21 protein-coding genes and 1 riboswitch are annotated in these 23,436 nt (G+C 62.6%); of the genes, 15 read left to right on the top strand and 6 right to left on the bottom strand.

What is annotated here, in order from left to right:
* Positions 1–31: 31 nt before the first annotated feature.
* A complete protein-coding gene (gene ppk2, locus MESCI2_RS0129000) occupies positions 32–940 on the bottom strand; it encodes a polyphosphate kinase 2 (protein ID WP_027039518.1) in 909 nt (302 codons plus the stop codon).
* 222 nt (positions 941–1,162) lie between these two features.
* On the opposite strand from ppk2, the gene MESCI2_RS0128995 reads away from it, so the two are divergent.
* From MESCI2_RS0128995 to MESCI2_RS0128985, 3 genes are all read left to right on the top strand, one after another.
* Positions 1,163–2,428, top strand: a complete 1,266-nt coding sequence (locus MESCI2_RS0128995) for an ATP-binding protein (RefSeq protein ID WP_027039517.1) — start codon at positions 1,163–1,165, stop codon at positions 2,426–2,428.
* Positions 2,429–2,541: 113 nt separating this feature from the next.
* Positions 2,542–3,267, top strand: a complete 726-nt coding sequence (phoU, locus tag MESCI2_RS0128990; RefSeq protein WP_013533646.1) for a phosphate signaling complex protein PhoU — start codon at positions 2,542–2,544, stop codon at positions 3,265–3,267.
* 88 nt (positions 3,268–3,355) lie between these two features.
* The gene (locus tag MESCI2_RS0128985) at positions 3,356–4,366 is read left to right on the top strand and encodes a magnesium and cobalt transport protein CorA (RefSeq protein WP_027039516.1); all 1,011 of its coding nucleotides are present in this window, start codon (positions 3,356–3,358) and stop codon (positions 4,364–4,366) included.
* 107 nt (positions 4,367–4,473) lie between these two features.
* On the opposite strand, the gene MESCI2_RS0128980 is transcribed toward MESCI2_RS0128985, so the two are convergent.
* A complete protein-coding gene (locus tag MESCI2_RS0128980; protein ID WP_023811342.1) occupies positions 4,474–4,992 on the bottom strand; it encodes a GcrA family cell cycle regulator in 519 nt (172 codons plus the stop codon).
* A 358-nt stretch (positions 4,993–5,350) separates the two neighbouring features.
* Between MESCI2_RS0128980 and MESCI2_RS0128975 the strand changes: the two genes are divergently transcribed.
* From MESCI2_RS0128975 to MESCI2_RS0128965, 3 genes are all read left to right on the top strand, one after another.
* Positions 5,351–6,550, top strand: a complete 1,200-nt coding sequence (locus MESCI2_RS0128975) for an aspartate aminotransferase family protein (RefSeq protein WP_027039515.1) — start codon at positions 5,351–5,353, stop codon at positions 6,548–6,550.
* 17 nt (positions 6,551–6,567) lie between these two features.
* Positions 6,568–7,479, top strand: coding sequence for an ornithine carbamoyltransferase (argF, locus tag MESCI2_RS0128970; protein WP_027039514.1), 912 nt, complete (start codon positions 6,568–6,570; stop codon positions 7,477–7,479).
* 78 nt (positions 7,480–7,557) lie between these two features.
* Positions 7,558–8,589, top strand: a complete 1,032-nt coding sequence (locus MESCI2_RS0128965; RefSeq protein WP_027039513.1) for an Hsp33 family molecular chaperone — start codon at positions 7,558–7,560, stop codon at positions 8,587–8,589.
* 219 nt (positions 8,590–8,808) lie between these two features.
* Here the strand turns inward: MESCI2_RS0128965 and apaG are convergent, their stop codons facing one another.
* Positions 8,809–9,201 (bottom strand): Co2+/Mg2+ efflux protein ApaG, encoded by a 393-nt coding sequence (apaG, locus tag MESCI2_RS0128960; protein WP_013533640.1) that lies wholly within the window; start codon positions 9,199–9,201, stop codon positions 8,809–8,811.
* A 244-nt stretch (positions 9,202–9,445) separates the two neighbouring features.
* Between apaG and MESCI2_RS0128955 the strand changes: the two genes are divergently transcribed.
* A complete protein-coding gene (locus MESCI2_RS0128955) occupies positions 9,446–10,597 on the top strand; it encodes a ceramide glucosyltransferase (RefSeq protein ID WP_027039512.1) in 1,152 nt (383 codons plus the stop codon).
* 7 nt (positions 10,598–10,604) lie between these two features.
* Here the strand turns inward: MESCI2_RS0128955 and MESCI2_RS0128950 are convergent, their stop codons facing one another.
* Complete coding sequence (locus tag MESCI2_RS0128950; protein ID WP_027039511.1) at positions 10,605–11,792, bottom strand: O-succinylhomoserine sulfhydrylase; 1,188 nt, start codon at positions 11,790–11,792, stop codon at positions 10,605–10,607.
* Between the two features lie 57 nt (positions 11,793–11,849).
* A riboswitch (SAM riboswitch) is annotated at positions 11,850–11,927 on the bottom strand.
* Between the two features lie 138 nt (positions 11,928–12,065).
* Between MESCI2_RS0128950 and MESCI2_RS0128945 the strand changes: the two genes are divergently transcribed.
* The 8 genes from MESCI2_RS0128945 (at position 12,066) to MESCI2_RS0128910 (ending at position 20,940) form a co-directional block, all read left to right on the top strand.
* Complete coding sequence (locus MESCI2_RS0128945) at positions 12,066–13,160, top strand: 2'-deoxycytidine 5'-triphosphate deaminase (RefSeq protein WP_027039510.1); 1,095 nt, start codon at positions 12,066–12,068, stop codon at positions 13,158–13,160.
* A gap of 99 nt (positions 13,161–13,259) precedes the next feature.
* The gene (locus MESCI2_RS0128940; RefSeq protein WP_027039509.1) at positions 13,260–14,033 is read left to right on the top strand and encodes an ABC transporter substrate-binding protein; all 774 of its coding nucleotides are present in this window, start codon (positions 13,260–13,262) and stop codon (positions 14,031–14,033) included.
* A gap of 113 nt (positions 14,034–14,146) precedes the next feature.
* Positions 14,147–16,789 carry a DUF5801 repeats-in-toxin domain-containing protein gene (locus MESCI2_RS0128935; RefSeq protein WP_027039508.1) on the top strand — a complete coding sequence of 881 codons (2,643 nt, stop codon included), beginning with the start codon at positions 14,147–14,149 and terminating at the stop codon, positions 16,787–16,789.
* 60 nt (positions 16,790–16,849) lie between these two features.
* Positions 16,850–17,221, top strand: a complete 372-nt coding sequence (locus MESCI2_RS0128930; RefSeq protein WP_027039507.1) for a hypothetical protein — start codon at positions 16,850–16,852, stop codon at positions 17,219–17,221.
* A gap of 26 nt (positions 17,222–17,247) precedes the next feature.
* Complete coding sequence (locus MESCI2_RS0128925; RefSeq protein ID WP_027039506.1) at positions 17,248–18,006, top strand: lytic transglycosylase domain-containing protein; 759 nt, start codon at positions 17,248–17,250, stop codon at positions 18,004–18,006.
* 92 nt (positions 18,007–18,098) lie between these two features.
* On the top strand, positions 18,099–19,298 hold the full coding sequence (locus MESCI2_RS0128920; protein ID WP_027039505.1) for an ABC transporter substrate-binding protein: 1,200 nt from the start codon (positions 18,099–18,101) through the stop codon (positions 19,296–19,298).
* Positions 19,299–19,670: 372 nt separating this feature from the next.
* Entirely contained in the window at positions 19,671–20,036 is a 366-nt protein-coding gene (locus tag MESCI2_RS1000000139095; protein WP_245270491.1) for a thermonuclease family protein, read from the top strand.
* A gap of 151 nt (positions 20,037–20,187) precedes the next feature.
* Positions 20,188–20,940 carry a GGDEF domain-containing protein gene (locus tag MESCI2_RS0128910; RefSeq protein WP_027039503.1) on the top strand — a complete coding sequence of 251 codons (753 nt, stop codon included), beginning with the start codon at positions 20,188–20,190 and terminating at the stop codon, positions 20,938–20,940.
* 58 nt (positions 20,941–20,998) lie between these two features.
* Here MESCI2_RS0128910 and MESCI2_RS0128905 read toward each other — a convergent pair whose 3' ends face one another.
* Entirely contained in the window at positions 20,999–22,546 is a 1,548-nt protein-coding gene (locus tag MESCI2_RS0128905; RefSeq protein WP_027039502.1) for a GMC family oxidoreductase, read from the bottom strand.
* Between the two features lie 43 nt (positions 22,547–22,589).
* Positions 22,590–23,267, bottom strand: a complete 678-nt coding sequence (locus MESCI2_RS0128900; protein ID WP_013529856.1) for a FadR/GntR family transcriptional regulator — start codon at positions 23,265–23,267, stop codon at positions 22,590–22,592.
* Between the last annotated feature and the right edge of the window lie 169 nt (positions 23,268–23,436).

Raw genomic sequence — 23,436 nt, 5'->3', positions numbered from 1 at the left:
CGCGCGGCCAATGCCGCGCGGCGCGGAAGCGTCAATCCTGCTTGCCGAGGAATGACGGCCCTTCGCCGATGATCTTCTTGTCTTCCTTGCCGATGATTTCGAGATCGCGCCCCTCATAGGGCAGAGACGACAGGATGCGCCGCATTACCGCCAGCCGCGCGCGCCGCTTGTCGTTGGCCCGTACGATGATCCACGGCGCGAATTCCTTGTGGGTGCGCTCGAACATTGTGTCGCGAACCTTGGTGTAGTCGTCCCACTTGGTGATGCCTGCAACGTCGATGGGCGAAAACTTCCAGCTCTTCAGCGGGCTGTAGCGACGGTCATGGAAGCGCTCGAGCTGCGTTTCCCGGCCGATGTTCAGCCAGAATTTGAAGAAGTGGATGCCCTCGTTGGAGATCATCCGCTCGAAATGCGGCGTCTCGTCGAGAAACTGCTCGTGCTGCTGCGGCGTGCAGAAACCCATCACCGGCTCGACACCGGCGCGGTTGTACCAGGAGCGGTCGAAGGTGACGAATTCGCCTGAAGTCGGGAAGTGGTCGACATAGCGCTGGTAGTACCATTGGCCAAGCTCGGTCGGGGTCGGCTTGGTCAGCGCCACGTTGCGTGCCGTGCGCGGATTGAGGTACTGGCGCACCACGAAGATCGTGCCGCCCTTGCCGGCAGCATCGCGGCCCTCGAACAGCGCCATCACCCGTTTGCCGGTCGACTGCAGCCAGGCCTGCGCCTTGACCAGCTCGATCTGCAATTTCTCGAGCGTCTCGTCATACTCGTCGCTTTTCATCTTCTTGTCGTAGGGATAGCCGCCAGCGGTCAGCTTGTTGTCCTCGACCCAGTCGGGAAGCACGGGATTTTCGATGTCGAACTCCCGCTCCTTGCCGCCGATCGTGATCTTCAGCGGCCCCGAAGTTGGCGCGGCGGGACTTTCCTTGGCTTTTTTCATCGAGACGAACCCTTTCCAGCTTCCGGACTCATGCTATGGGGAGCCACTACAGCGCCGCGCGTCCGTTTGGACGCGCAAAGGACGCTGTAGCACTTTTAATTTGCGCATGATCCTTTCCGAAAATCGATTCCCGATTTTCCGGGTCATGCGGCAAGCGGTCCAGCGGAAGTTTCCGCCACCGGGTCGTCGGATGCGAAGGCATGGGTGCGGACGCTCAAGAAAATGGCTGACCTGGATGCAGAACAGAAAGGTACCGCGCAAACCATGGCCGCCCGGCTGTGGGACAGCCGCTGGCTGCTCGCGGCCGGTATTGTTGCGGTTCTCGCTGTTTATGCCTTGGCCGGGATTTCAGCCTATGTCGTCCTCGCGTCGCTGCTGTTGCTGCTTGCAGCGGCAATACTGCCGGCCACCGGCGCGCGCCAATCCACCGGCAGCGGCGCTGCCATCGAGGCCATCGGCCTGCAGCGGCTCTCGGGTGAATATCTGGCCGCCGCCGTCGCCGATCCGCTGATCATCTTCGACCGGGCCGCCACCATCGTCCATGCCAATGCCGCCGCCTTCGCCGCTTTTGGTGGCATCGCGCCAGGCATGTCGCTGTCGCTGAAATTCCGGGCGCCGGAGATGCAGACCCTGCTGGATGGCGTGCTATCGGGCGATGTCGCCTCGGATGTCGTCGACTACATGGAGAAGCTGCCGGTCGAACGGGCTTACAGGGTGAGCGTGTCCTCGGTCGGTCACGCCACCGATCTCTATGTGCTGGTGTTCAAGGACCAGAGCGAAACGCGCAGGATCGACCGCATGCGCGCCGATTTCATTGCCAATGCCAGCCACGAACTGCGCACGCCGCTCGCCTCAATCGCCGGCTTTATCGAAACGCTGCGCGGGCCAGCCCGCAACGACGCGGCGGCGCGCGACCAGTTTCTGCAGATCATGCAGAGCCAGACCGGTCGCATGGCGCGTCTGATCGACGATTTGTTGTCGCTGTCGCGGCTCGAGATGAAACCCTATCTGAAGCCGGGAACCGAGGTGAACCTGCGCCAGACCGTCGACAGCGTCATCGACTCGCTCGGACCGTTGGCCAGCGAAAACGCCGTTGCCATCGAGCGGCACTACGCCGATGGGCCGCTTCATGTGCCTGGCGACCGCGATGAGCTTTTCCAGGTTTTCGAGAACCTCCTGGAAAACGCCTGCAAATACGGGCAGTCGGGTGGGCGTGTGGTTGTATCCATAGCGCATAGCGATGCCGGATCAGAGCCGGGCATCGACGTGACGATCAGGGACTTTGGCCCCGGCATTCCCGAGGAGCACATTCCGCGCATTACCGAGCGCTTCTACCGCGTCGACGTCGAGACCAGCCGGACCCAGAAAGGCACCGGCCTCGGCCTGTCGATCGTCAAGCATATACTGACGCGCCACAACGCCCGGCTTTCGATCAAGTCCGAAGTCGGCAACGGCGCGGCATTCTCGGTTCATTTGCCGACGCACTGATATCGCCCTAGTTCAAGGGAACTGTTTCTTTTTTCTGTCATCCGGCTAGCGTATCAGCGGGGATTCGAGGAAACGACTCAAAATCAAAACACCCCGTGGGAAGGCATTTTGCCATGCAGTCCGTGCACATCGTCAGCGCTTATGACGAGGAGCTGAAATATCTGTCGAAGCGCATCGCCGCGATGGGCGGCCATGCCGAGCGCATGGTCGAACAGGCGGTCACCGCTCTCGTCAACGCCGACCCGGGATTGGCACAGAAGGTCATCCGCGACGATACAGTACTGGACGAGGGCCAGCGTGAAATCGATGACAAGGCGATCATCATCATCGCCAAGCGTCAGCCGATGGCGGCGGATTTGCGCGAGATCGTCGGGACCATTCGCATCTCCGCCGACCTCGAGCGGGTTGGCGATCTCGCCAAGAACGTTGCCAAGCGGGTGGTCGCCGTCACCGACGGACGCCAGCCGACCAGCCTGTTCCGCGGCCTCGAGGCCCTGTCCAACCTGGCGTTGACCCAGCTCAAGGAAGTGCTCGACGTCTACGCGTCTCGCTCGGTGGAGAAAATCGGCTTCGTGCGCGATCGTGATGACCAGATCGACGCCATGTACACGTCGCTGTTTCGCGAATTGCTGACCTACATGATGGAAGATCCGCGCAACATCACGCCCTGCACGCATCTGCTGTTTTGTGCCAAGAACATCGAGCGCATCGGTGATCACGCCACCAACATAGCCGAGACCATCTACTACATCGTCACCGGCGATCAGTTGCCGGCTGAGCGGCCCAAGGGCGACAAGACCGACAAGATCAGCCTTTCCGAGACGCAGCCGGTGAAGTGAACGCGCCTCTCGAACCTTCATCCGATTTACGCTAAGCTTTCCGGGCTTGCCTCTATCCTCGTCCGTGGATTTGCTCCGGGAGGTCGTGATGGAAAATGTTCGGAACCTGACCCCGGCGCCTGCGCCGATATCCGGCATTATCGCTTGCGGCGTCTACACGGCCGGGCGCCGCATCGCCGACATTCCCATCGAGGAAGCCGGCGAATGGGCAAAAAAATCCGGCCATGTCGTCTGGATCGGCCTGTTGGAGCCCGACCGTAACCTGTTGCTGCGCGTCCAGGCGCAGTTTCACCTGCATGAGCTGGCGATCGAGGATGCCGAGCACCCGCACCAGCGGCCGAAGATCGAGCAATATGGCGACGCCTTGTTCATCGTCGCCCGCACCGCGCAGCTGATCGACGGCCGGGTCACCTTCGGCGAGACCCATTTGTTCGTCGGCTCAGGCTACATCGTCAGCGTCAGGCACGGTCCCTCGACGTCCTATGCCGCCGTTCGTCAGCACTGGGAAAGCTGCCCGCATTCGCTGGCCAAGGGTGAGGATTTCGTCCTCTATGCCATTCTCGATTTCATCGTCGACAATTACATGCCGGTGCTCGAGCAGATCGAGGACGAGGTCGAGGCGATCGAGGACAAGGTTTTGCTGAAGCCGATGACCGCTCCCGACATCGAGCGGCTCTACATGCTGCGCCGCGATCTCCTGCGCCTGCGCAATGCCGCGCTTCCGCTGGTCGAAGTCTGCCGACGGCTGACCAGCGCCGAGCTGCCGCAGATACATACCGCCATGCATCCGCTGTTCCGCGACGTCACCGACCACATCCGCACCGTCCAGGAGAAGATCGACAGCCTGCGCGAGGTGCTGGCTTTCGCTTTCGAGGCCAGCCTCCTGGTCGGCCAGAGCCAGGAAACGGCCAACACCAAGAAGCTCGCCTCCTGGGCCGCGATCCTGGCGGTGCCGACGGCGCTCGCCGGCATCTACGGCATGAACTTCGACAGTATGCCGGAACTGAAGATGGAATACGGCTATCCGGTGGTTCTGGGCGCTATCGCGCTGATCTGCACGGTTCTCTACTGGCGGTTCAGGAAGAACGGCTGGCTGTGAGAAGAGAGGGGAATAAGGGAGTAGGGCAGTACGGGAGTAGGTAAAAATAGCGCTTTTGTGGGCGCAGCTCCCAACATACTCCCTTACTGCCCTATTCCCCTACTCCCTTATCTGCTCCGCCGCCGCTCCGATGCCGGCTGGAATGCCACGCGGGCGTGGTACTTGCAGTAGGGACCGGTTTCGGCGGCATCGTTGCCGCAGAAATGGAAGTCTTCTGAAAGCGGGTCGCCGTTCGGCCATTTGCAGGTCCGCTCGGTCAGCTCGACCAGCTGCAGATGCCGCGAGATCGGCAGCACGACATTTTCGACCGGGCGGATGTAATGGCGCGCCACCGGTTCGGCGTCGAACTGCGTCTGCAAGGCGGTCGCGCCGATCGATGTCGTGACATGGCGTGCCGTGGTTGCTGCGCGCGATACCGATTTCTGGACGGTCGATCCTTGCGCTGCCTTCTTCTGGCGTGCCGGCGTGGCGGTCGAGCGACCGCGGCCCGACAGTTTCAGCCGATGCACCTTCCCGATGACCGCATTGCGGCTGACCCCTCCAAGCTGCGCAGCAATCTGGCTTGCGCTCAGACCCTCCGACCACAGTTTTCTCAAGAGTTCTACCCGCTCGTCAGTCCAGTTCATGAGACCGCGCTCCTCTAAGCGTGCGGCAATCGGAATCCCTCTCCCGACCCGGCAAATTTTGCCGGGGCAGACACCACATATATCTGGTGATTAGGTCCGCCGCACGAAATCTAGTTATTTCTCGACTACAACTACCCTATGCGCTGACTCGGTGACAAGAGTCCCAAGTGCAACACGAATCGGTTTTTTCGGTTTTCCCCAACTTGCCCGGTCGCTTATGAGCCGGCGTCCCGTCGGGGGGCTTGCCGCGCGCCACTACGCGACGTTTTCGTTGACTTCATGGCCGAAAAACAGGATAAGCCGCACAGGCCGCCGCTTTGGCGGCTTTTTTGATTTTCCGGTACCGGAGACGCATATAATGAGCGGTTCGGCGCTTTACGAGACCTTTGCTCGCGCCCCCCTGGCCTTCGACCACGGGGAAGGCACATGGCTGATTACCGACAAGGGCGAGCGATATCTCGACTTTGCCGGCGGCATCGCCGTCAATTCGCTGGGCCACAGTCATCCGCATCTGGTCGCCGCACTCACCGAGCAGGCCGCCAAGCTGTGGCATGTCTCCAACCTCTACGAGATCCCCGGGCAGAGCCGGCTTGGCGAGCGGCTGGCCGACGCCACCTTCGCTGACAAGGTGTTCTTCACCAATTCCGGCGCCGAGGCGCTGGAATGCGCGATCAAGACGGCGCGCCGCTGCCAGTTCGTCAACGGACACCCCGAGCGCTTCCGCGTCATCACCTTCGAAGGCGCCTTCCATGGCCGCACGCTGGCGACCATCGCGGCCGGCGGCCAGTACAAATATCTCGAGGGCTTCGGCCCCAAGGTCGAAGGTTTCGATCAGGTCGGTTTCGATGACATCGACGCCGCCGAAAAGGCGATCACGCCGGAGACGGCCGCCATCCTGATCGAGCCGGTGCAGGGCGAGGGCGGTATCCGTCCGGTGCCGACGCAATCGCTGAAGCGGCTCAGGCAATTGTGCGAACAGCACGGCCTGCTGTTGATCTTCGACGAGGTCCAGTGCGGCATCGGCCGTACCGGCAAGCTGTTTGCGCATGAATGGTCAGGTGTCACGCCTGATATCATGGCGATAGCCAAGGGTATTGGCGGCGGCTTCCCGATGGGCGCCTGCCTTGCCACGGATGAAGCGGCTGTCGGCATGACCGCTGGCGTGCATGGCACCACTTTCGGCGGCAACCCGCTTGCCATGGCGGTCGGCAACGCCGTGCTCGATGTCGTGCTGGAAGACGGCTTCCTCGAAGATGTCCAGCGCAAGGCGTTGCTGATGAAGCAGGGGCTGGCGTCGGTCGCCGACGAATTTCCCGAAATCATCGAGGACATCAGGGGTTCCGGGCTGATGCTCGGCCTCAAATGCGCCATGCCCAACACCAAGGTGAACATGGCCTTGCGCGACCAGAACCTGCTGGCGGTTCCGGCCGGCGACAATGTCATTCGCCTGTTGCCGCCGCTCACCGTCACCGACGCCGAGATCCACGAGGCGCTCAACCGCATCCGCGCCGGCGCCAAGGGCCTGGCGGAGGCGATCGCTTCCGCCGCGGCGAAGTAATCCCGGAACCATTGCTGATGTCAGTTCGCCATTTCACCGATCTTTCCACCGTTTCCGAAGGCGATTTGCGCTTCATGCTGGACGATGCGGTGGTGCGAAAGGCGCGCCTCAAGGCCGGCGAGCGGACCAAGCCGCTCGAAGGCAAGGTGCTGGCGATGATCTTCGACAAGCCGTCGACGCGCACGCGCGTGTCCTTCGACGTCGGCATGCGGCAGCTCGGCGGCGAGACCATCATGCTGACCGGCACCGAAATGCAGCTCGGCCGTTCCGAGACCATCGCCGACACCGCCAAGGTGCTGTCGCGCTATGTCGATGCGATCATGATCCGCACCACCTCGCATGAGCGGCTGCTGGAATTGACCGAGAACGCCACCGTGCCGGTGATCAACGGACTGACCGACGACACCCATCCCTGCCAGCTGATGGCCGATATCATGACCTTCGAGGAACATCGCGGTCCGGTCGCCGGCAAGACCATCGCCTGGACCGGCGACGGCAACAATGTGCTGCATTCCTTGCTCGAGGCGTCGGCCCGGTTCCGCTTCAACCTCAACGTCGCCGTGCCCGAGGGCAGCGAGCCGGCGCAGAAGCATATCGACTGGTCGCAGGCGCATGGCGGCAAGCTGCACTTCACCCGCTCGCCCGAGGAAGCCGTCGATCAGGCCGACTGCATCGTCACCGATTGCTGGGTGTCGATGGGCCAGGAGCATCGCGCCCGCGGCCACAATGTGTTCTCGCCCTACCAGGTCAATGCCAAGCTGATGGCCAGGGCCAAGCCGGACGCGCTGTTCATGCACTGCCTGCCGGCGCATCGCGGCGAGGAAGTGACCGACGAGGTCATCGACGGACCGCATTCGGTGGTCTTCGACGAGGCCGAGAACCGGCTCCATGCCCAGAAGGCCGTGCTCGCCTGGTGCCTCGGCGCTTGATCTCCGGAGGTGTGATGCCTATCTGCGGGCCATCACGCAAAAACAGCGCGTTTCGACGCATGCGCCCCGGAGGGCGGCATGGCCGCGCCCCGGAGCTTTGTCATGTTGGAAACCTATCAAGTGACTGAACATCACCCCAAACTCGGCGAATTCGGCTATGCCGGCGACGATCACGTCGTGCCGTTCGAGGTCGGCCCTCTCGATGTGCGAGGCCGCACGGTCCAACTCGGGCCGATGCTGGACGCCATCCTCAGCCGCCACGATTATCCCGAACCGGTCGCCCGCCTGCTGGCGGAGGCCTGTGTGCTGACCGTGCTGCTCGGCACTTCGCTGAAGTTCGAGGGCAAATTCATCCTGCAAACCCGCACCGACGGGCCTGTCGACATGCTGGTCGCGGATTTTTCCACGCCCTCGGCATTGCGCGCCTATGCGCGTTTCGATGCCGACCGGCTGGAAGCGCTGGTCGCGGCCGGCGAAACCTCGCAGCAGACGCTGCTCGGCAGCGGTGTGCTGGCGCTGACCATCGACCAGGGCGCTCATACGCAACGCTATCAGGGCATCGTCCAGCTCGATGGCGAGACGCTGGAAGATGCGGCACGCACCTATTTCCGCCAGTCGGAGCAGATCCCGACCGATCTCAGGCTGTCGGTGGCCAAGCTTTTGACGCCCGGTCCCGGCGGCGCCCGCGAGCAGTGGCGCGCCGGTGGTATCCTGGCGCAGTTCCTGCCGCAGTCGCCCGAGCGCATGCGCGTCCCGGACCTGCCGGGCGGCGATGGCGATCCGCGCGAGGAGATCCACGACCCGGTCGACAATTCCTGGCAGGAGTTGCTGGCGCTGCTCGGCACGATCGAGCCGACCGAACTGATCGACCCGACGATCGGCGCCGAGCGGCTGCTCTACAGGCTGTTCCACGAGCATGGCGTGCGCGTCTTCGGCGGCGTCCCGGTCGCCGACCAGTGCTCGTGCTCCAGGGACAAGATCCGCGGCATCCTCGAGGGTTTTTCCGCCCAGGAGATCAAGGACAGCACCGAGGATGGCGGCATCCACGTCGCCTGCGAATTCTGCTCGAAGCAATATGACTTCGACCCGGCGGAATTTGCGGCTCAGTAAAATACCTTCCTTCTCCCGTTCACGGGGAGAAGGTGCCCGAAGGGCGGATGAGGGGCGGCGCGAACTTCGGCGAATGGCCGCGTGTATTCACTCAGGCGCTGTTGTATCCATGGAAGATAATCTCACGAGTTCGGCGCCGCCCCTCATTGCCCTGCCGGGCATTTCTCCCCGTATAGTGACGGGGAGAAAGACGCTGTCGCGCAGGACTTCGCGAACTTCCTAATTCACCGTGCGCCGCGTCCCCGGCAGGTCGAGTGAAAATGCGGGGATGGCGATGTCGAACGTCTCGCCCCGCTTGTTGCGCATCGTGTAGTGCCCGACCATGATGCCGGACGGTGTCGAGAGCGGGCAACCGGATGTGTATTGGTAGCTGTCGCCGGGATTGAGTTCGGGCTGGTCGCCGACGACGCCGGGGCCGCGTACCTCCTCGACCCGGCCGGTGCCGTCGGTGATGTGCCAATAGCGCGACAACAGCTGCACGAAATCGTCCGACTGATTGTCGATCGTTATCTGATAGCCCCATACATAGCGGTTCTCCGAGGGATCCGAACGGTCCTCCAGGTAGAACGGCCTGACCTGCACTTCGATGTTGCGCGTGACGGCGCTATACATAAGCGGCTCCAAAACAATCCGGTAACTTTCGGCGCTCCACGCGGGCTGGTCAACGGTGCGCGTCCTGTCATTGCGGACCGAACCGCAGGTGCCGGCAAAGAATGTCATTTAAGTGACACATGACAATGATGGTGTGCGCCGACCAGTGCCGCGCGACTCGGGCGCTCTGTCGAACTGTTGAATCGGTCGTCATGCCAGCCAGATTGTTCTGGCGGACCGGTTTTCCTGGAGTGACCGGATCTCGATGGAACTCACTCTCATAGCCGCCACGCTTTCAACTGCCCTCATCCTCTCAAATCTCGCCAGCATCGTGCTCGCCGCTTCGCGTCTGAAACGGCGCCGCACCATTGCGCCGCCGGCCGGCAAGCAGCGGCCGGTGTCGATCGTCGTGCCGTCGCGCGGCGTCGAGCCGTTCACGCAGGAGACGCTGGAGCGCGCCTTTTCGCTCGACTGGCCGCGCTACGAGCTGATTTTCTGCGTCGCCCATGCCGACGATCCGGTGGTCAAATTGATAAACAGGACGATCATCCGGTTTCCGAAAGTGCCGGCCCGGCTGCTTATCGGCGACGACCGCATCAGCGCCAATCCGAAACTCAACAATTGCGTCAAGGGCTGGGAAGCGGCGCGGCACGACTGGGTCGTCCTGGCCGATTCCAACGTGCTGATGCCGAGAGACTACGTCCAGCACCTGATGGCTGCCTGGCGGCCCGGCACCGGCCTTGTCTGCTCGACGCCGATCGGCTCGCGGCCGGCCGGCTTCTGGGCCGAGGTCGAATGCGCTTTCCTCAACACGCTGCAGGCGCGCTGGCAATATGCCGGCGATGCGCTCGGCCTTGGCTTTGCCCAGGGCAAGAGCATGCTCTGGAACAAGCCGATGCTCGACGCCAATGGCGGTATCCGCGCGCTGGCCGCCGAGATCGCGGAGGATGCCGCCGCGACCAAGCTGGTGAACAGCCTCGGCTTGCGCGTCAATCTCGTCGCCGCCCCCTTCGAGCAGCCGCTTGGCCGGCGCTCGTTTGACGAGATCTGGTCGCGTCAGGCCCGCTGGGCGCGCCTGCGCCGCGTCACTTTCCCGCTGTTCTTCGCACCCGAAATCCTGACCGGCGCCTTGGTGCCGCTGGTGCTTGCGCTGATTGCCGCAGCCAGTGCCGGTTTCAGCCTCTGGGCAACCGCCATTGCCGTGCTGGCAGCCTTCTACCTTCCGGAGTGCGCCCTAGCCTGGTCCAAGGGCTGGTACCTGTCGCCACGCATGGTCGCGGCGATCATGGCGCGCGACCTGATCCTGCCGGCGATGTGGGGGCGCGGCTGGCTCAGCGGCGCCGTCGACTGGCGCGGCAATGCGATGACCATCGGCACCAAGACGGCCGAGCTGGAAGAGACGCCGTCCGGCGCCTGAAGGCCGCCTACCTGGCCTTCAGCGCCTGCGCGATGTCCTCGAGCAGATCGTCGGTGTCCTCCAGGCCGACCGAAAGCCTGAGCGTGCCCGGCCCGATGCCGAGCTCGGCGCGCGCCTCGTCGCTGAGGTTCTTGTGCGTCGTCGTCGCCGGGTGGGTGATCAGGCTCTTGGCGTCACCGAGATTGTTGGAGATCAAGACGATGTCGAGCGCGTTCTGCAAGGCAAAGGCCGCCTGCTTGCCGCCCTTGACGTCGAGGCAGATCAGCGTCGAGCCGCCCGCCATCTGCTTCTTGACGATATCAGCCTGCGGGTGGTCGGCGCGGCCGGGATAGATGACGCGGGCGATCTCCGGCCGCTCGGCCAGGAAATCCGCGATCCGGCCGGCACTTTCCGTCTGCTGGCGCACGCGCAGCGGCAGCGTTTCCAGGCCCTTCAGCAGCGTCCAGGCATTGAACGGCGACAGGCTCGGACCGGTATGGCGGAAATAGTCGTGCAGGTTTTCGTCGATCCACTTCTTGTCCGACAGGATGACGCCGCCGAGGCACCGTCCCTGGCCATCGATGTGCTTGGTCGCCGAATAGACGACGATGTGGGCGCCGAGCTGCAAAGGCTTCTGCTGCAAAGGCGTGGCGAAGACATTGTCGACGATCAGCCTGGCGCCGATCGAATTGGCAAGCGAAGCGACAGCGGCGATATCGACCACTTCCAATGTCGGATTGGTCGGACTTTCCAGGAAGAACAGCTTGGTGTTCGGCTTGACCGCCTTTTCCCAGTTGGCGATGTCGGTGCCGTCGACCAGCGTCGCCTCGATGCCGTATCTCGGCGCCAGCGTCTCGACCACCCAGCGGCAGGAGCCGAACAGCGCACGTGCCGCCACGATATGGTCGCCGGCCTTGGCGCTGCACAGAAGGGCGGCCGTCACCGCCGCCATGCCGGAAGCGGTGGCGCGCGCGTCTTCGGCGCCTTCCAGGGCGCACATGCGTTTTTCGAACATGTCGACGGTCGGATTGGCGTAGCGCGAATAGATGAAGCCCGGTTCCTCACCCTTGAAACGGGCTTCGGCGGCCTGCGCCGTTTCGTAGACATAACCCTGGGTAAGGTAGATCGCTTCCGACGTTTCGCCGAAACCGGAACGCAGTGTTCCGCTGTGCACGAGTGCCGTCTGAGGCTTCCAGTTGTGCTTCTTGGTGCTCATCGCTTTTCTTCCAGACACAAAAAAACCGGCCGCGAAAGTCGCAACCGGTCCATACGGCCTTGCGGCCCGACGGTCCTTTAGCGACTTGTTTAACGTGGCTGCAAGCCGACCGGCCAAATCACCACGGGATAACGACCCTTTAGACCCGCACCGCGCTTGCGTCAATTGCCGGCTTCATTAAGAGGTTTGTACCAAGCAGGTTCCGCAAAAGTGTTCCACGGTTTTGCGACAAGAACCTGCGACAAGAAAAACGTCTGACCTAGGAGTGGAGCCTTGCGGCAGACAGGCATTCTTCCCGATCAGGACATATCGGCGCTGTTCCAGTCCGGCGCGCTGAAGTCGGCGCGCGCGCTCGACGCCGACCAGATCCAGCCGGCCAGCCTTGATCTCAGGCTCGGCGACAAGGCCTGGCGGGTGCGCGCCTCCTTCCTGCCCGGCCCCAACCACAAGGTTTCGGAGAAGCTCGACCGGCTGCAGCTGCACGAGATCAATCTTGCCGAGGGCGCGGTGCTGGAGACCGGCTGCGTCTACATCGTGCCCTTGCTTGAAAGCCTGGCGCTGCCGGCGGACATTTCGGCCTCGGCCAATCCGAAGAGCTCGACCGGGCGGCTCGACATCTTCACCCGCGTCATGACCGATCGCGGCCACGAGTTCGACAAGATCGCCGCCGGCTATCATGGCCCGCTCTTTCTGGAAGTCAGCCCGCGCACCTTCCCGATCGTGGTCCGCACCGGCTCACGCCTGTCGCAGATCCGTTTCCGCACCGGCAATGCGTTGCTCTCCGAAGCTGAGTTGCACGACCTGCATCGCACCGAGATGCTGGTCGCCACCGAGCCGCCGAACATTTCCGGCGGCGGGATCGCGCTGTCGATCGACCTCAACGGCGATCAGAACGGCTTGGTCGGCTATCGCGGCAAGCATCACACCGGCCTCGTCGATGTCGACAAGCGCGCGGCCCAGGAGGTCGTCGACTTCTGGGAGCCGATCCACAAGAGCGGCGCCGGCGAACTGGTGCTCGATCCCGATGAATTCTACATCCTCGTCAGCCAGGAAGCGGTGCACGTGCCGCCGCTCTACGCCGCCGAGATGACGCCCTTCGATCCGCTGGTCGGCGAATTCCGCGTCCACTATGCCGGCTTCTTCGATCCGGGCTTCGGCCATTCGGCGTCCGGCGGCACCGGCAGCCGGGCGGTGCTGGAAGTGCGCAGCCATGAAGTGCCGTTCATCCTTGACCACGGCCAGATCGTCGGCCGGCTGGTCTACGAACATATGCTGAAGCGGCCGCAGGCGCTCTACGGCACCGATCTCGGCTCCAACTACCAGGCGCAGGGCCTGAAGCTGTCCAAGCATTTCCGCGCCGCGCGCTGACCTCATTGCCCCAAGGCAAAATACTTGCCTGTACCGGCGCGCCATGCTTGGCTGCCTTGCCGCCCGTCAAGCTGGCGGCGTTCAAGGGGAACCAAGAAAATGCGATTTTCGAAACGGGTCATATCGGCAGCGGGCGCTGCCATGCTGGCAACACTGGCCGGCTCTTTGTCGGCGCAGGCAGCCGAAAAAATCAAGATCGGCACCGAGGGCGCCTATCCGCCGTTCAACACCATCACCGCTGACGGCAAGGTTGAGGGCTTCGACATCGACATCGCCAATGCGCTGTGCGCGCAGATGAAGGTCGAATGCGAAATCGTCACCCAGGATTGGGACGGCATCATTCCCGCTTTGCAGGCCAAGAAGTTCGACGCCATCATCGCCTCGATGAGCATCACCGAGGAGCGCAAGAAACAGGTCGCCTTCACCAACAAATACTATACGACACCGCTCGCTCTGGTGGCGCCGAAGGACAGCGACCTGACCTCGACCGAACCGGCGGCGCTTGCCGGCAAGACAGTCGGCGCCCAGGCTTCGACCACGCAGGCCGACTATGCCCAGAATGAATATGGCAAGGCGGGCGCGGAGGCCAAACTCTATCCGACCCAGGAAGAGGCGATCACCGACCTGACCAACGGTCGTCTCGACGCCGTGATCTCTGACAAGTTCGTGCTGATGGATTGGCTGAAGAAGGCAAGCGACGGCTGCTGCAAGCTGGTCGGCGACGTCAAGGGCACCGAGACCCAGGCCGGCATTGCCGTGCGCCTGGACGACACGGCCCTGCGCGACAAGCTCAACGCGGCCATCGACGCGATCGTTGCCGACGGCACCTACAAGAAGATCCAGGCCAAGTACTTCGACTTCGATATTTATTGAGGTGGGGCGCCTCTTCCTTCTCCCCTTGTGGGAGAAGGTGTCGCCGAAGGCGACGGATGAGGGGTGTTCCAGGGAACGCTAACGCCTCACTCCGCTGGAACACCCCNGCCCTGGTGGGCAATGTCGTCGAAGGCCGCACGGCAATCGGCGGGGACCTGGTGTTCACGCTGACCGTCAACACGGCGACCGGCGCTGTTGCTCTGGACCAGATCCGGGCGGTCGTCCATCCGACGACGGACCCGAACGAGCCGACCAGCCTGAGCGCCGACGATCTGATCAAGGTGACGGCGACGATCACCGACAAGGACGGCGACAGCCAGTCGGCCTCGGTCGACATCGGCAAGAACCTGAGCTTCCTTGATGACGGCCCCGCCTTCACCCTTGTTAACGACAGTAACGGTGATGGCATTGTCAGCCTGTCGGCGCTCAATCCGGCGACGGCTACAACCTACACCGGCCAGTTTGCCGAGTGGCACTATGGGGCGGACGGGTTTGGCAGCGTTACGGCGACAGGGCCGAATGTAGAAGTTGCCTCCACGTCGGCATCCCAGATCGTGCTGAACCTGAAGGAGGGAGGTGACGTCGTTGCCAAGCTGACGCTGAATGCCGATGGAACCGACTCGCTGGAAGTGCTGCATCGCGCAGGTGATATCGTCTTTAGCCCAATCGCGGCGACTTCAGCGACAGCCGGAGGGCCAACGGGTTCCCTGCTCGTGGATTTGGGCGCGGCCACAAACTTCAACATTGTTGTGACCGGCGATGACGGCAATGCCACCCTCGGCCAAGCTTCGGATGAGGTGAATACAAGCTCGCAGGGCTGGGCCGTCAAGGGGAGCTCTGGTCAGTCAAATGACCCCGGCGAATCCATAAAGTTCGCATTCGTCGATGACAGCAACAATTCGACGGGCCATGGTGTTGACGATTTCAAGTTTACAACCCAAGGCTACACGGGCGGCATGGGGACGGCTCACATTACCGTAGTGGTTTACCTCAATGCCCAAATGACGATTTACGATACGGTGTCGATAGATACGACATCCGGCCAGGTCATCCAGATCAGCAACCTTAACTGGTCGGCTGCGGCAGGAACAGGCAATTATGTTTCCGGCGATGCTATCTACGGTGTGAAAGTCATCAGCGACAACACCAATACTGGCGGGTTCCGTCTGAATGGTGTCGAGGTCGGCGCCGCATCTGAAAACCCACCGGCAGATCTCGACTTCAACGGCATCAACGTAACGATTACCGATCATGACGGCGATACCGCTTCGCAAACCTTCAATGTCCACATCGATGGCACAACAGGCAGTCAGCTGACGGTTGAGGCTATCGCTGGGACTTCCGGAAATGACATTCTGGCTGGCACTGCTATCGGCGACACTTTGATCGGCGGTGCCGGCAACGACACGATCTGTGCCGCCGGCGGCAACGACGTCCTTATTGGCGGCCTCGGTGCTGATCAATTCCGGCTCGCGACCAATACCGGAATGGATACCATCAAAGACTTCGTGGTCGGCACCGACAAGATCGGCCTGCTGGACACCGGCTCGACCGGAAGCGGTAGCGTCAATTTCGCCAACACCACTGGAACCTCGGGCGGCAACGCCCTCAATGTCAGCGACTTCTCGATCCGGGCCTCGATTTCCGCACTCACGGCCGGCGATTCGGCGCATATCGTTAGAATCGACGCGGCACAGACGTCGGCGCAAATCGCGGCTGCAACTGCAGCGGTGGCAGCCAACACCTATGTGCTTGTCTTCAACTCGACCACTGCACACGGCGAACTCTGGTTCGATACGAATTGGAGTGACGCCGCCGGCCGCACCCAGGTGGCAACCTTCGACAATATCACCACGCAAGCGCAGCTTACCGCGCTGACCAGCACGGATTTTGTCGTCTACAACAGCGCTACCGACCCCATCATCCTCGACCTCAATCATGATGGCTTCGCCTTCTCCGACCTCAGCCACGGCGTCCAGTTCGACATCAATGGTGATGGTGTAAAAGATCAGGTTGCCTGGAACACATCCCATGACGGCATGCTGGCGGTCGATCTCAACCATGACGGCAAGATCGACAATGGGACCGAACTGTTCACGCCGAACTTCGGCGGTGGCAACTTCGCCAGCGGCGCGGCGGCATTGGCTTCGCTCGACAGCAACCATGACGGTGTCATCGACCACAACGATACCGCCTTCGACAGCCTGCTGATCTGGAAGGACGCCAACGCCAACGGCGCCAGTGACGCCGGGGAATTGTCACACCTCGCTGACAACGGCATCGTCTCCATCAGCACAGCGGCTACTCCGACTGTCGGCGAAATCGACGGACAGACCGTGACAGGCAACGGAACCTTCCACATGGCCGACGGCACGACCGGCAACTATGTCGAGGTCGAACTCGACACCTCACTTGTTGCACCGGCAGAGCAGACCGCCGGCAGCACGGGCGCCGACACCTTCAAGCTTGACAACCTCGACATCAAGGATCTCATCACCGACTACCACGGCACCGGCCCTGGTGGTGAGGGCGACAAGATCGACCTGAGTGCGCTGTTCGACACGGCGTCGGGGGGCAACATCAACGACTATGTGCACTACGACGCCGACACGAAGACACTGAGCGTCGATACCACTGGTTCGGGCAATGCGGCCAATTTCGTGGATGTCGCCGCGTTGCAGAACGCACCTGCCGCCGGCACGATCACGATACTCTACGACGACACGGCGCATGTGCAACACACGGCAACGATCTAACGCCATAGCGCACAACCACGCGACTATGTTATACATCGCTAATATTTAGGGGAGCTCAACATGAAACGTTCTGCAAGACTGCTGGTTTCCGCCGCGACGCTGTTGCTGGCAGTCGGGTCGACGGGGTATGCCGCCGACATCATCGACGGCCCGACCGGCGACATTTGCCGTGTCGTCGGCACCTCCAACCTGGTGCTGAACGACAACATCGTCGATCTGAAGCAGGTGGTTGTGAAGCTGATGGACGAGTCGGTTGCCGTCGCCAACAGCTCGGAGTGGATCAACTCGTCGCGTCCCGTCTTCGTCTGGGCGTCTGAGGCCAAGGTCGCTTGCGGCAAGGCCTATGGCTACCTGAAGACGAACTACAAGGACGAAGACTACCTCAACAAATGCGAGTGTTTTCACGATCGCATGGTCGAGTACATGCACTGACCGGATAGCCACGCCTGTTGGCCATCATGACAGCCGACGGATCCTTCCTGAAGGCGGTCGCGGGCGCGATCGTGTTGTTTGGCTTTGTCCAAACGGTCACACCGGCCAGTGCCAACTGGCTGGAAAGACCATCCGTGAAACAACAGCTTTCGTCCGGCCTGAAGCAACCGGTGCGCTGTGATCCGGCCACCGAGTGGACCCGGCAGGCTTTCAAGGCATTTGCGAGCTGCCAGGCATCGATCTATGGCCTGGAGCCGCTACTGGCGCATGCGGTGATGGAGATCGAAAGCGGCTTCGATCCCGGCGTGCAAGGCGGCGACGGCGAAGTCGGCCTGATGCAGGTGATGCCGGCGACGGCCAGGATGCTCGGCTTTCGAGGTTCCCTGGACGATCTGAGCGCGCCGGCGGCCAACATCGCGCTGGGGGTCAAATATCTTGCACAGGCCAACAGGCTGGCCGCGGGCGATCTATGCACCACCGTCATGAAATATCGCGCCGGGCACAATGAAAGCCGGTTCTCGGCCCTTTCGGTCCGCTACTGCCAGCGTGCGCGGGCAATCCTGGCAAGGGAAGGCTTTGAAGTGACCGGGCCTTTGCCGGTGGCGACGTTCGGCTTTTCCGCATTTTCGCCGGGCGGAGAGGGCGGAGCCCCTGCCCAGGCAAAGGGCGTTTGCGTGCGCCGCGTGTTTGTGCCGGGGCCGCGATACATGAAATGCGCCGACTATCGAAGTGCCGGGCAAGCAAGGCAGATCAGGACGCTCAGAGGCAGGCTTTTCGGCGGCTAAAAGAACTACAGACGGCACTGCAAGTCCGCCGTAACATGCGTTGAAGACCAGACCGGGAACAATATCCGGCGGCACATAGGGGTGGAGCATTCATGGAAGCTGGCCGACAGGTCCACTGTCCGCGGACATGGGCAATCGCCCTGGCGCTCGCCGCGATCGTGTCGGGCTGCCAGTCGAAGGGCGGCGTGTCCGAAGTGCTCGATCCGGCGGCGGTTGCCGCGCCTGCCGGGCAGAATGGCGCCGCCGGTGGCGGTCCCGTCCAGGCGACCCAGTCGCTGGGCACCGGTTCGACCAAAGTCACGATGCTGCTGCCGCTGTCCGCCCCTGGAACGGTCGGGGAAAACGGCAGGAAGATGCTCGATGCGACCAAGCTGGCGATGACGGATATCGGCAACGGATTGCTGACGCTGACGATAGAGGACACCAAGGGCGACAGCGCGCAGGCCAGCAAACTGGCGGTAACGGCCATTACGACGGGATCGAAAGTCGTCATTGGCCCGACCGAGCTGCCGGCAGCCCAGCATATCGCCACGCTTTCGGGATCGAAGCGGCCACCGGTTCTGGCGCTTGCCGACAATTTCGCCGGCGGCGCCGGGGTCTATGCCGTGCTCCTTGGCGAAGCCGACAGCGCCGCAGCCGGCGCCGCGGGATTGGCTGCGAAAGGCAGCAAGAAGTTCGTACTGCTTGTCGCGGACAATCCAAACGCCGGCGCCATGGAGAGGCGGGTCGCAAACAGCCTCAGCATCTACGGCGCGGCGCTCGCGGTCACTCTCCGGTATTCTGCCGGCGACGGTGGCGCGAAGGCGGTCGACGAAATGGGCTCACTCGTGGACGCCCCCGACGCCGTCATTGTCGCCAGCGGCAATGGCAGTCCGGCGCCTATCCTTGCCGCCCTCAAATCGAAGGGCATTCCGGGAAAGACCATCTCCGTCGTCGGAACGAACCGTTGGCTGGAGCACCCCATGGATCCGCTCTTCGAGGGGGCGTTTATCGCCACGCTCGATCCAAGTGAAACCGGGCCGATCGCCGACCGCTTCAGGACGACATACAACTATCCGGCCGACGTCAATGTGGCCTATGCCTATGATATGGTTGCCTTGACGGCAGGGATTGCCAGCGCGGTCGGGCCTGATGGCTTCAGCAAGAAAGTTCTCGAAAATCCAAACGGCTTTCGTGGCTCGACCGGCCTGTTCCGGTTTCGGGCCGACGGATCCAGCCAACGCTCGATGCCGTTCTATCGGATTGAAAAAAGTGCGCTCAAGCTGGTTGCCAAATCGACGTCGGGTTTCTGACCGGCGCAAGTCCCTGAGATCCTGTTCAGGCTGATGGGCAGGCCGGGCCGCAGCCGCTTGGCGATCGCCCTCGGAAGCCTCCTGCTTCTGGCCGGGATACTGCTGATCATTCAAGGTGGGGCGTTGCTTTCGGTCGATCGGCCGGTCCGTGCCCAGTCGCCGGATGTTGACGATACGCAGCCTGTCCGGCCGGTTACCCCTGTTGCCGGCGCGCAACGCCTGGAGCCGGCGCGCAAGGTTGCTCAAGACTTGATCGCTCCGCCACGGCTTGATCCCGCTGAGATCGAACGGGCCGAGCCCCGTCCGCCACTCAGCGAGCTCGGTCTCGCCGTGCCCCCGAAAACGCCAATGCCTGGGGATTGGCGGGAGGTCTTGCTCTACCGCCCGATTGCCACATCGTCGGCGACGTTCGAATCCATGGGCCGCAAGGTGGTCATCAGCGGAGTGCGAGGCATCGATCTCGACAGCTCCTGCTCGTTTCAGGACGTCACCTGGCCTTGCGGCGTGCGCGCCCGCGCCGTTTTCAATTCCTGGCTGAGGGGACGCGCGCTGCACTGTTTCGCACCGCCGGACGTCGAGCGTTTTGCTGTCGCCGCACCATGCAGGCTGGGCAAGCAGGATGTTGGCGCCTGGCTTGTCTCCAACGGCTGGGCCACGGCGCTGCCGAGCGGCATCTACGGCAAGGCGGAGGCGACAGCCCGAAAGGCTGAGATGGGCATATTCGGCCCGGCGCAATAGCCTGCCATTCATTTCCTGATGTTTTGTTTGTTAACCGCCACGGGCGCAGCCTTGATGGGGTCATCACGCAATCGATTAAATTGCAAGCTTCCTTGAAACTGAAATTGCAACACACCGGCCTTATACCAGCCCAACCACAGGAGATCGGCCAGTGATAAAGACTATGGCGAGCACCACCGACCAGGCATGGAAAAGCGTCGCTTTGCTGACCTTTCTGGGAACCGCTGCAATCCTGGGCGTTTCCGTCGGCCTCAATTACCTGCTCCTGTTCTCCGAGGCGCTGACGGCATTTGGGCGCAGCATGATCACGGCAATCCTGTTGCCCGTTGTCCTTGGCGTTCCGCTTTTTCTGTTCGTTGGATTGAAACAGATCGAGCTTCGTCGCTATCGCCGGGAGCTCGACAAGTCGGCAACCTTCGACACCATGACCGGCTGCCTGAACGGAGCGGTCTTCACGTCGATGGTCGAAAAAAGAACGGCACGGCCGTCGGTGCCGGGGCCGAAATCGGGCGCCTTCCTGGTCATCCATTCGGAACATCTGCGGTCCATCAACCTGCGCTTTGGTCTTGAATGGGGCGATCAAGCCTTGCGGCTCATAGCCTCGACCATACAATCGTCGGTGCGCGCGGAGGATCTGGTTGGACGCATGGGAACGTCGATGTTCGGGGTTTTCCTCGCCGGCGCGACCGAAGCAGAAGCCAGGGAAATCGGCGAGCGTATCAGGGCGCGCATCGCGCAAGTCTATTTCGCGCCAAAAGGGACCGAGGATGCCCTGACCGTCAAGGTCGGCGGCGTGGTGTTCGAAAACCAGGTGGAGTTCGCGGACATGTTCCGGTCCGCCGAGCAGCGCATGGCCGGCGTCCAGGACGGAGCCGCGTTTGAACTGACGCATCTCCATAGCTGACAATCGCTGGGAGCCAGAGCCATTCGGAACCCAGGGGAACTGTCGGACGCGGCCGCGGTTACGCTGAGGACGGGGCAGCCCGTGAAGACGCCGCCCAGGTTTCGGCGATGGCGACGATCGCCGCGTTGATCGGTCCGCTCGGGATCGCCGGCATCACCGAGGCATCGACGACAAAGGCATTGTCGAAGCCGTTCAGCCGCAAGTCAGGATCGACGACGGCCTCAGTGTCACGACCCATCCGGCACGTGCCGGCCGGATGGTGATGGGTGGAAGCAGCCCTGGCGATGAAAGCATCGAGTTCGGCATCGGACTGAACCGGTGCACCTGGCAGGATCTCCGTATCGCGCCATTCGTCCAGAGCCGCATGATGGCCGACCATGCGCGCCCGCTTCAACGCCATCCTGAAGACCGCGCGGTCGTGTTCGGTTTCCAGATAATGCGGGTCGATGACCGGCGCATCGTTGCTGCTCGGGCCGCTCGGTGTGATGCGCCCGCGGCTTGTCGGATGGGTGACGCCGCACAGGATGGTAAAGGCGGAGCCATAAAGCGGGGCATTCAGGCCCTCGGCCGCTGACGGAGCGACGACGCAGGCGAGCACGATATCGGGACTTCCCGTGGAGCGGGTCGGGTCGTCGCTATGCAGGTACATCAGCGATTCGGAGTGCTGCAGGCGGGAAGGCGGCACCGGCTTCTTCGTGCTGTAGACATTTCCAAGAGCCAGCAGATGATCCTGCAGGTTGCGGCCGACATCGCCCCGATCGGCAAGGCAGCGGATTCCCGCCTGCTTCAGCGTATCTGGGCAACCAATACCCGACCGCATGAGGATGAGCGGCGAGGACACGGCGCCGGCGCAAAGAACGATCCGGTCGGCGGACAGCGTTCCGGTCTCACCCTCGCAGACCACGCTCACGCCCGTGATCTTGTGGCCGTCCAGCACCAGATGCTCGACCTCGTGGCCTGCGAGCAAGGTCAGGTTCGGCCGCGCCATGACCTGCGGCGGCAGATAGGCGTCGGCGACGCTCAGGCGCTTGCCGTCGCGTATGTTGAGTGAATTGGGGCTGGTGCCGACCAGTTCGCCGCTGTTGTGGTCGCTCAGGGCGGGAGCGCCCATGGCGCGCCCGGCGGCGATGTAGGCACGCACGACCGGACTGACCTCGGCGTCCGGCAGATAGACGTCCAGCGGGCCGCTCTTGCCGCGTGTCGGCCCGTCGAAGGCAGTGAAGGCTTCGCTGCGGATGAAGCCCGGTAACAACCTCCGATAGGACCAGCGCTCTCCGCCGGCTTGCGCCCAGGGTTCGAAATCATCGGGATGGCCGCGCACATAGGCCATTGCATGCAGGCAGCTCGAGCCGCCGACGATCTTGCCGCGCGGCCATTCATGGACGCGGTTGGCGGTGAAGGGCTGGGGCACGGTCCGGTAGCTCCAGTCGTAGGCGCGGCCCTGGAGCATCGTCCATTTCAGCGGATCGGCGATGTCGGGATCGGCCGGCATCGTCCCGGCCTCGATGAGGCCGACCTGGCACGATCGGTCTTCACTGAGCCGGCTGGCAACAACCGAGCCTGCGGATCCCGCGCCGATCACCAGCACGTCGAAATGACGTTTCAATTTGAAATTCCCCGCACAGGCTCAATGTCGGAAGCTGATACGATCACGCGGCAAAGGCGCCGGCATTCGACCGTTCCATGATCTGTCTCTGCACGGACAAAAGGTGCGCGCGCATTGCGGCCTCTGCCGCTTCGGGATCGCGCTGCGAGATCGCTTCGGCGATCAGGCGATGCTCGCCGTCGCGGTGGGCGATCCGCTTGGGGCAGGTGGGTGCCGCGGTGCGCGCAACCTTCACCCGCGCATCGACACCGACCTGGCGCAGCATCTTGTAGAATTCCGCGGCGAGGTGGTTCCGGGCCGCGGCAACGATCGCGAGATGGAAAGCGAAGTCGACCTCACCCGACGGGGCGTTCTCCGGCGTGGTTGCCGCGTCGAGGATCCGCGCCGTCTCGAAAGAGGAGGCGCGCAGCGACGCCAGTCGGGCAAGGCCCGGCTCCATGATCAGGCGCAATTCCAGGACCTCGATCGGATTGGTTACCCTGACCAGTTCCTCGCCATATCTTGGAAGGGCGGTCGGCGCCCGCCTGGCGCGCGCCGGTTTGAGGTCGCCCGAAAGGCGCAGCACTTCAAGCGCCTTGCGAAGCTGATGGCGCTTGACGCTCAGATGTTCCGCAAGATCGCGCTCGGACGGAAGCTTGCCGCCGCCCTGCTGCAACTGGCGGACCGCGGCGATGATGTCGTCGAGATCCGATGGTCCGACCTGCGGCTCGAATGCGCTCAAAACCAAATCTCCTGTCCGATCGGCAGACCGCCGACTCAACGTCCCGGCATCATATTGTGACACGAAAACCTGTTCGACGGCACTCAACCAATTCAACCAATCTACAACTGTACGCAATGGTTGACAACACCAGTTGCGCGATGGTTGACTGCCCATGTCGACGGTTGCC

The organism is Mesorhizobium ciceri WSM4083 (assembly GCF_000519305.1).
GTDB lineage: Bacteria > Pseudomonadota > Alphaproteobacteria > Rhizobiales > Rhizobiaceae > Mesorhizobium > Mesorhizobium ciceri_B.
The sequence above is the reverse complement of the archived record's forward strand: the minus strand, read 5'-3'. Positions and strand labels throughout refer to the sequence as shown.